The organism is Rhodococcus sp. (in: high G+C Gram-positive bacteria) (assembly GCF_049299235.1).
Lineage (GTDB): Bacteria > Actinomycetota > Actinomycetes > Mycobacteriales > Mycobacteriaceae > Rhodococcus.
In genome coordinates this window covers 1-7,778 of sequence record NZ_JBAQXC010000383.1, presented here as the reverse complement: position 1 = coordinate 7,778, position 7,778 = coordinate 1, and the positions used below count along the sequence as shown (strand labels likewise).

Sequence of the window (7,778 nt, the reverse complement as noted above, 5' to 3'; positions counted from 1 at the left end):
GCCTCGCCACCCCGCCCCGGGTGCGGTCGGCGCTGTTCGCCCGCGCCGTGAGCAACGACGCGCTGCTGCGCGGACTCGACCTTCCGGTCCTGGTGTTGCACGGCACCGCCGATTCCGTCGTCGACCTCTCGGCGGCCGAACACGCGGCGAGGCTGCTGCCGCGCGCGACCACCTCGTACTGGGAAGGCGCCGGCCACGGCCCGTTCGTCGAGGACCCGCAGCGGTTCGCCGCGGATATCGCCGGCTTCGTCGGCAGCCTCGGATAGAAGCCGGGAGACTGCGCAACGGGGAGTCAGATGGGAGCCGGGGCGTCGGGCAGGGCAGTATGGAACCCGTGACGTCCCAGCCCGGCAGTCCCCGACGCGTGGCCGTGATCTCGGTCCACACCTCACCGCTGGCGCAACCCGGCACCGGTGATGCGGGCGGAATGAACGTCTACGTGTTGCAAACCTCCCTGCAACTCGCTCGTCGAGGCGTCGAGGTGGAGATCTTCACCCGGGCCACGTCGTCGTCCGATCCGGCGGTGCAGGAAGCTGCGCCTGGTGTCCTGGTCCGCAACATCGAAGCCGGGCCGTTCGAGGGTCTCGACAAGCACGATCTGCCCACGCAACTGTGTGCGTTCGCGGCCGGGGTCCTGCGGGAGGAAGCCCGGCACGCGCCCGGATATTACGATCTGGTGCACTCGCACTACTGGCTGTCCGGGCAGGTCGGCTGGCTCGCGCGGGACCGCTGGGGAGTGCCCCTCGTGCACACCGCGCACACCCTTGCCGCGGTGAAGAACGCGGCTCTTGCGGTGGGGGACACCCCGGAACCGGCGGCTCGGCAGATCGGTGAGCAGCAGGTCGTCGCGGAATCGGACCGGTTGGTCGCGAACACCGGCGACGAGGCGCACGCGCTCGAAACCGTCTACCGCGCCGATCCGGCGAAGATCGACGTGGTCGCGCCGGGCGCCGACCTGTCGCGCTACCGTCCCGGAGACCGCGACCGCGCCCGGATGGAGCTGGGGTTGGATCCGCGCGAGACGATCGTGACCTTCGTCGGCCGCATCCAGCCGCTCAAAGCGCCCGACGTGCTGCTGCGGGCCGCCGCGCGGGCCGTGGCGGACGCGCCGGACCTTCCGTTGCGTGTACTGATCGTGGGCGGGCCGTCCGGAACCGGCCTCGAGCGCCCGGATTCGCTGATCGAATTGGCCGCCGAGCTGGGGATCGCGGCGCGAGTGACGTTCTTGCCGCCGCAGCCGTCCGAACGGCTGGTCCAGGTGTATCGGGCATCGGATCTTGTTGCGGTGCCGAGCTATTCGGAATCGTTCGGACTGGTCGCGATCGAGGCGCAGGCGTCCGGCGTCCCGGTGCTGGCCGCGAACGTCGGCGGGCTCGGCGTTGCGGTGCGCGACGGCGAGACCGGTGTACTCGTCGACGGGCACCGGACCGAGGACTGGGCCTCGGCACTCGGGTCGTTGGTTGCCGACCGCGGCTGGCGTGAGGCGTTGGCGGCAGCCGCGCCGCGTCACGCGGAGAACTTCTCGTGGGAACACACCGCGGACGGACTGCTCGCGGCGTACCGCACGGCGGGCGCGCGACGGAACCGCGCGTTCGGGACCGGGGAATTCTCGCTGCGCAGGCAGCGCGGGGTGTGGAAGTTGCGGCGAACGGGCGGGGTGAAGGCATGAGTGCGAACCTGAGCGATGTGATCGAGTCGACGCTGCGCGACCGCGGTGTCGGATTCTCCCGGAAGGACGGTGGCCATTTCGTCGTCACACTCCCCGGTGAGAACAAGCTGGAAACGACGACGCTGCTGACGATCGGCAATCACGGGCTGCGCATCGAGGCGTTCGTGTGCCGCAAACCCGACGAGAACTTCGAGGGCGTCTACAAGTATCTGCTCCGGCGCAATCGCCGGCTGTACGGCGTGGCGTACACGCTCGACAAGATCGGTGACATTTATCTGGTCGGCCGACTCTCGGCGGAATCGGTCACACCGGAAGAACTCGACGCGGTTCTCGGGCAAATTCTCGAGGCGGCCGATTTCGACTTCAATATTCTGCTCGGATTGGGTTTTCTGGCGTCGATCAAGCGGGAATGGTCCTGGCGTGTTTCACGCGGTGAATCGCTGCGCAATCTCGAGCCGTTCCGGCATCTGATCGAAAACGACGATGCTGCAACAGAATCGGACGAGTCGGGCGGTGTGGCGCCCGGCAATTGGGGTGGCGACCGAGCGTAACCGGCCGGAATTGCGTGACTGGATCCACAAAAACCACGTGACGCTCGTCACATTTTTCGAGTGTGGATGAATCACTTCGCCCGGTGGGCATTTTCGGTGCGACCTGGCGTTTCTCCGCGATTTGATCTTGAAATCTGGAACGACCGTTCCAGAAAATCGTCGCGTGACCTTTTCGAGATAGGCGTTTAGCGTCGTTATCGGCTCGAAACAACAGGGCCTGGCCCAAACTACTCGGGCACTACCGAAAACCGACCCGCCGCCGCTTGCTCTGCCCCCGCGGGATCGGCCACACAAAACCTTCGAGGGGCGGGGGCGGATCGATCGACAATCCGGACCGCGCGATGTGGGAACCGTCTGTTCCCGCGTTCGTGTCCGCGGATCGACCCGTCAGCAGACGCGGAGAGGATTCACCCACATCATGGCAAAGTTCACCTTCACCAAGCGCACCCTCGGCTCCCTCGCGGCCGGTGCCGCACTCCTGATCACCCCCGTCGCACTGGGGACCGGCACCGCCAACGCAGCCTCGGGCAACTGGGATGCCGTGGCGCAGTGTGAGAGCGGCGGCAACTGGGCCATCAACACCGGCAACGGATACCACGGTGGCCTGCAGTTCTCCCCGAGCACGTGGGCCGCATACGGCGGCCAGCAGTACGCTCCGACGGCGAGCCAGGCCTCGCGTGACCAGCAGATCGCGATCGCCGAGAACGTCCTGGCCGGTCAGGGTCGCGGCGCATGGCCGGTCTGCGGCCAGTACCTCTGATTGTCGCCCGGCCCGCCGGCCGGTGACGCATCCACTCGAGTCCCGTGTGCGACCTCTCGCGCGCGGGGCTCGAGTGCATCCGGTGCGGGGTAGTGTCACGCGCATGGCTGTGAGCATCTTCACACAGTCGGGGTAAAGTGACCACTGCAAGCTGGCACTAAGTGCCATCACGTCTGCACCGGAGGACCAAACATGAGTTTTCGCAGCCCGTTCCCCGACGTCACCATCCCGGCACTGAGTGTCTATGACTTCCTGTTCGGTTCCATCGACGAGGCCGACCTCGATCGGCCCGCCTTCGTCGACGGGCCCACCGGTGCGGTGACGGACTATCGCACCCTTGTCGGGCACATCAACGGTGTGGCAGGCGCCCTCGCCGCGCGCGGCGTCGCGGTGGGCGACGTCGTCGGCCTGCTCTCACCGAACATCCCCGCATTCGGTGCCGTGTTCCACGGCATCCTGCGTGCCGGCGCGACTGCCACGACCATCAACGCCCTGTACACCGCCGAAGACATCGCCAAGCAACTCCAGGACTCGCACGCCACGGTGCTCGTCACCGTCTCGCCGCTGTTGCCGCAGGCGAAGGAAGCCGCCGCGAAGGTCGGGATCCCCGACGAGATGCTCATCGTGATCGACGGCGCAGAAGGGCACCCGTCCCTGCGTGACCTGCTGGCCGAGGGCGCTCCCGCCCCCGACGTCAGCTTCGACCCCGCCACCCACCTCGCGGTGTTGCCCTACTCGTCGGGCACCACGGGGCGACCCAAGGGGGTCATGCTCACCCACACCAACCTTGTCGCCAACGTGTGCCAGATCGAGCCGCGCATGGGCATCGACGCCGACGACCGTATCCTCGCCGTTCTGCCGTTCTTCCACATCTACGGGATGACCGTGCTGCTCAACGCGGCCCTGTACACCCGGGCGACGCTCGTGACGATGCCGAAGTTCGATCTCGTTCAGTTCCTCGCCCTGGTGTCCGAGCAGAAGTGCACCTACATCTTCGTCGCACCACCGGTTGCGGTGGCCCTGGCCAAGCATCCCCTCGTCGACAACTACGACCTGTCGAGCGTGCACACCATCTTCTCGGGTGCGGCGCCACTCGACCGGGAACTCGGCGGCGCCGTCGCCCGCAGGCTCGGCTGCAAGGTCCGGCAAGGTTACGGCATGTCCGAGATGAGCCCGGTCAGCCACGTGATTCCGTTCGACGACGACGAGACCGCTCTCGATTCCGTCGGCCCGACCATCGCGAACATGGAATGCAAACTGGTCGACCCGGTCACCGCACAGGAGGTCGCGTATCCGGACGGGGACGGTGTCTCCGAGCCGGGTGAGCTGTGGTGCAAGGGGCCGAACGTCATGGCCGGTTACCTCGGCAACCCCGACGCCACCGCAGAAACCCTCGACGCCGACGGCTACCTGCACACCGGCGACATCGCCACCGTCGACGGACACGGGGTGGTCACCATCGTCGACCGGCTCAAGGAACTGATCAAGTACAAGGGCTACCAGGTTCCGCCCGCCGAACTCGAGGCGCTGCTCCTCACTCACCCGCAGATCGCCGACGCCGCCGTGATCGGGGTGCTCGACGCGGAGGGCGAAGAAGTTCCCAAGGCGTTCGTCGTCGTGCAGGCGGGAACGGAACTGTCCGAGGACGACGTGATCGCATTCGTCGCCGAGCGGGTCTCCCCGCACAAGAAGGTCCGCCAGGTGCAGTTCATCGACACTGTGCCGAAGTCCGCGGCCGGGAAGATCCTGCGGAAGGATCTGCGCGCGGGCGGATAGCGTGGTCGTGTGCCCTTTGGGCCCCTCGAAGTGCCCAAAGGGCACACGGTGCGATATGCCAGGATTGGGGGCATGAGTATCGGAACACTGGTCTTGCTCCGCCACGGCGAGAGCGAATGGAACGCGATGAACCTGTTCACCGGATGGGTGGATGTCCACCTGACCGACAAGGGCATCGCCGAAGGCAAACGCGCCGGCGACCTGCTCCGGGAACACGACCTGCTCCCGGACGTGCTGTACACCTCGCTGCTGCGTCGAGCCATCAGCACCGCGAACTTCGCGCTCGACGCCGCGGACCGGCACTGGATTCCCGTCATCCGCGACTGGCGGCTCAACGAGCGTCACTACGGTGCGCTCCAGGGCAAGAACAAGGCCGAGATCAAGGACGAATTCGGCGACGAACAGTTCATGCTGTGGCGTCGCAGCTACGACACGCCGCCGCCCCCGATCGAAGCAGGCAGCAAATACAGCCAGGACACAGATGTCAGGTACGCCGACATCGAGGCGGTCCCGCTGACCGAATGCCTGAAGGACGTCGTCGAGCGGCTCATCCCGTACTGGGAGGACACCATCTCGAAGGACCTCCTCGCCGGGAAGACCGTGCTCGTCACCGCACACGGCAACTCGCTGCGCGCACTCGTCAAGCACCTCGACGGCATCTCCGACGACGAGATCGCCGGTCTCAACATCCCGACGGGCATCCCGCTGCGCTACGACCTCGACGAGAACCTGCGTCCACTCAACCCGGGCGGTACCTATCTCGATCCCGATGCGGCCGCGGCAGGTGCCGCCGCCGTGGCAAACCAGGGCGGAAAGTAGCACTCGCACCCCGGTGAGGCAGGGCGGGGCTTCGGTTCGGCACACGAGTGGCGAACAGGCTTTGCCGGGACCGCGACCACACCGTGCGGTCCCGGCAAACGTCGGGTGAACAGCGGGAAAACCATCCGAAAATGCGGTGTGGCGTGCACCGCAACGAGCGAACCCGGCGTCATGACCCGCTCGGCTGTACGTACGATTCCTGACGTGAGTGTGTTGCAAGGCGTTCTGCTCGTCGGTATCGCCGCGGTCCTCGGGGCCGCTGTCGGGGCCGGTGTGATGCGGATCGTGCGACCGCGCGAGCCCGCAGGCGGACAAACCGATCTGACGATGGCTCAGGTGCTCGACCGGGTCGTCAACACCGCGTCCACCGGAATCGCGGTCGTCGACAAGTTCCACGACGTGATCCTGTTCAACCCCAGCGCCGAGAAACTCGGACTCGTCCGCGACCGGCACATCGACCAACGTGCCTGGGTCGCCGCGAACCAGGTGCTCGACCGCGAACAGATCGTCGAACTCGATCTCAGCGAACGCAACACCCGCGGCCGCCCCGGAATCACCGTGCGCTGCCGCGCCAGCAGGCTTTTCGACGACGACCCCCGATTCGTCGCACTGTTCGCCTACGACGACTCCGAAATGGTGCGTCTGGAGGCGACCCGACGCGACTTCGTCGCCAACGTCAGCCACGAACTCAAAACGCCCGTCGGGGCGATGGCCTTGCTCGCCGAGGCCCTGCTCGAATCCGCGGACGACCCGGACACTGTGCGGCATTTCGGGCAGCGCGTGCAGAGCGAAGCCCACCGGCTCGGCAACATGGTCACCGAACTGATCTCCCTGTCCAAACTGCAGGGCGCCGAAAAGATGCCCGACCTCGAGATCGTCGACGTCGACGTCGTCGTCCAGGAAGCACTCGAGCGCACCGCGCTGACCGCGGAAAACGCCGACATCACCGTCACCACCGACCGGACCACCGGATACGAGGTGCGCGGAGATCAGAGCCTGCTCGTCACCGCGTTGACGAACCTGATCACCAACGCCATCGCGTATTCGCCGAAAGGGTCACCGGTCTCGGTGAGCCGGAAACTGCGCGACGGGAAGGTCGCGATATCGGTCACCGACCGCGGTATCGGCATCGCGAAAGTCGACCAGGAGCGGGTGTTCGAGCGGTTCTTTCGCGTCGACAAGGCGCGGTCGCGGGCCACCGGCGGGACCGGCCTCGGCCTCGCCATCGTCAAGCATGTCGCCGCCAATCACAACGGCGAAATCATCCTGTGGAGCCACCTCGGAACAGGCTCGACGTTCACGTTGCTCATCCCTGCCCATTTCGAAAGCAGCGACGACGACGAAGATCGGATCGCGACGGGGCACGAGGCGAGAATCGGACAGCGATGAGGAACCGCATCGGCGCTGCCGAGATCTACGCTGCCGAACTCAACTCTGCTGCACGCCGTGCGGCGAATCACGCGACCGCTGTGGTCGCGACGACGAAAGGTACGGAGGACCAGCAGTGACCAGTGTGCTGATTGTGGAGGACGAGGAATCGTTGGCGGACCCGCTGGCGTTCCTGCTGCGTAAAGAGGGGTTCGAAACCACAGTCGTCACCGATGGGCCCTCGGCGCTGGCGGAGTTCGACCGGGTCGGCGCGGATATCGTCCTGCTCGATCTGATGCTGCCCGGCATGAGCGGCACCGATGTGTGCAAGCAGTTGCGCAGCCGGTCCGGGGTGCCGGTGATCATGGTGACTGCGCGCGACAGCGAGATCGACAAGGTCGTCGGGCTCGAACTCGGCGCCGACGATTACGTCACGAAGCCGTACTCGGCGCGCGAACTGATCGCCCGCATCCGCGCCGTGCTGCGCCGCGGCGCGGAAAGCGACGCGGAGGGCCAATACAACGATGCGGTGCTCGAAGCCGGTCCGGTGCGGATGGACGTCGACCGGCATGTCGTGCACGTCGACGGAGAACAGATCACCCTTCCCCTCAAGGAATTCGACCTGCTCGAATACCTTCTGCGTAACGCCGGCCGCGTTCTCACCCGCGGCCAGCTCATCGACCGGGTGTGGGGCGCGGACTACGTCGGCGACACCAAGACCCTCGACGTCCACGTCAAGCGGTTGCGCTCGAAGATCGAATCGGACCCGGCCAAGCCTCGTCATCTGGTCACCGTCCGCGGCCTCGGGTACAAACTCGAAGCCAGACCCCGGTGT

9 protein-coding genes are annotated in these 7,778 nt (G+C 66.3%); all 9 read left to right on the top strand.

Annotated features, from left to right (window positions below; genetic code table 11):
* Nucleotides 1-266, top strand: a 266-nt coding sequence (locus tag WAX14_RS23540) for an alpha/beta fold hydrolase (RefSeq protein WP_422630455.1), incomplete at its 5' end; no start/stop codon positions are given.
* 59 nt (nucleotides 267-325) lie between these two features.
* Nucleotides 326-1,669 (top strand): D-inositol-3-phosphate glycosyltransferase, encoded by a 1,344-nt coding sequence (mshA, locus tag WAX14_RS23535; protein ID WP_422630454.1) that lies wholly within the window; start codon nucleotides 326-328, stop codon nucleotides 1,667-1,669.
* Nucleotides 1,666-2,220 carry a YbjN domain-containing protein gene (locus WAX14_RS23530; RefSeq protein ID WP_422630453.1) on the top strand — a complete coding sequence of 185 codons (555 nt, stop codon included), beginning with the start codon at nucleotides 1,666-1,668 and terminating at the stop codon, nucleotides 2,218-2,220. The genes mshA and WAX14_RS23530 overlap by 4 nt, the downstream gene beginning before the upstream one ends.
* 418 nt (nucleotides 2,221-2,638) lie before the next feature.
* The gene (locus tag WAX14_RS23525; RefSeq protein WP_422630452.1) at nucleotides 2,639-2,980 is read left to right on the top strand and encodes a transglycosylase family protein; all 342 of its coding nucleotides are present in this window, start codon (nucleotides 2,639-2,641) and stop codon (nucleotides 2,978-2,980) included.
* A gap of 192 nt (nucleotides 2,981-3,172) precedes the next feature.
* Nucleotides 3,173-4,756, top strand: coding sequence for an AMP-binding protein (locus WAX14_RS23520; protein ID WP_422630451.1), 1,584 nt, complete (start codon nucleotides 3,173-3,175; stop codon nucleotides 4,754-4,756).
* 63 nt (nucleotides 4,757-4,819) lie between these two features.
* A complete protein-coding gene (locus tag WAX14_RS23515; RefSeq protein WP_422630456.1) occupies nucleotides 4,820-5,575 on the top strand; it encodes a phosphoglyceromutase in 756 nt (251 codons plus the stop codon).
* Nucleotides 5,576-5,779: 204 nt separating this feature from the next.
* The gene (locus WAX14_RS23510) at nucleotides 5,780-6,964 is read left to right on the top strand and encodes a sensor histidine kinase (protein WP_422630450.1); all 1,185 of its coding nucleotides are present in this window, start codon (nucleotides 5,780-5,782) and stop codon (nucleotides 6,962-6,964) included.
* A complete protein-coding gene (locus tag WAX14_RS23505; RefSeq protein WP_422630449.1) occupies nucleotides 6,961-7,083 on the top strand; it encodes a hypothetical protein in 123 nt (40 codons plus the stop codon). The genes WAX14_RS23510 and WAX14_RS23505 overlap by 4 nt, the downstream gene beginning before the upstream one ends.
* Nucleotides 7,080-7,778, top strand: a 699-nt coding sequence (locus tag WAX14_RS23500; protein ID WP_422630448.1) for a winged helix-turn-helix domain-containing protein, incomplete at its 3' end; no start/stop codon positions are given. The genes WAX14_RS23505 and WAX14_RS23500, both read left to right, overlap by 4 nt.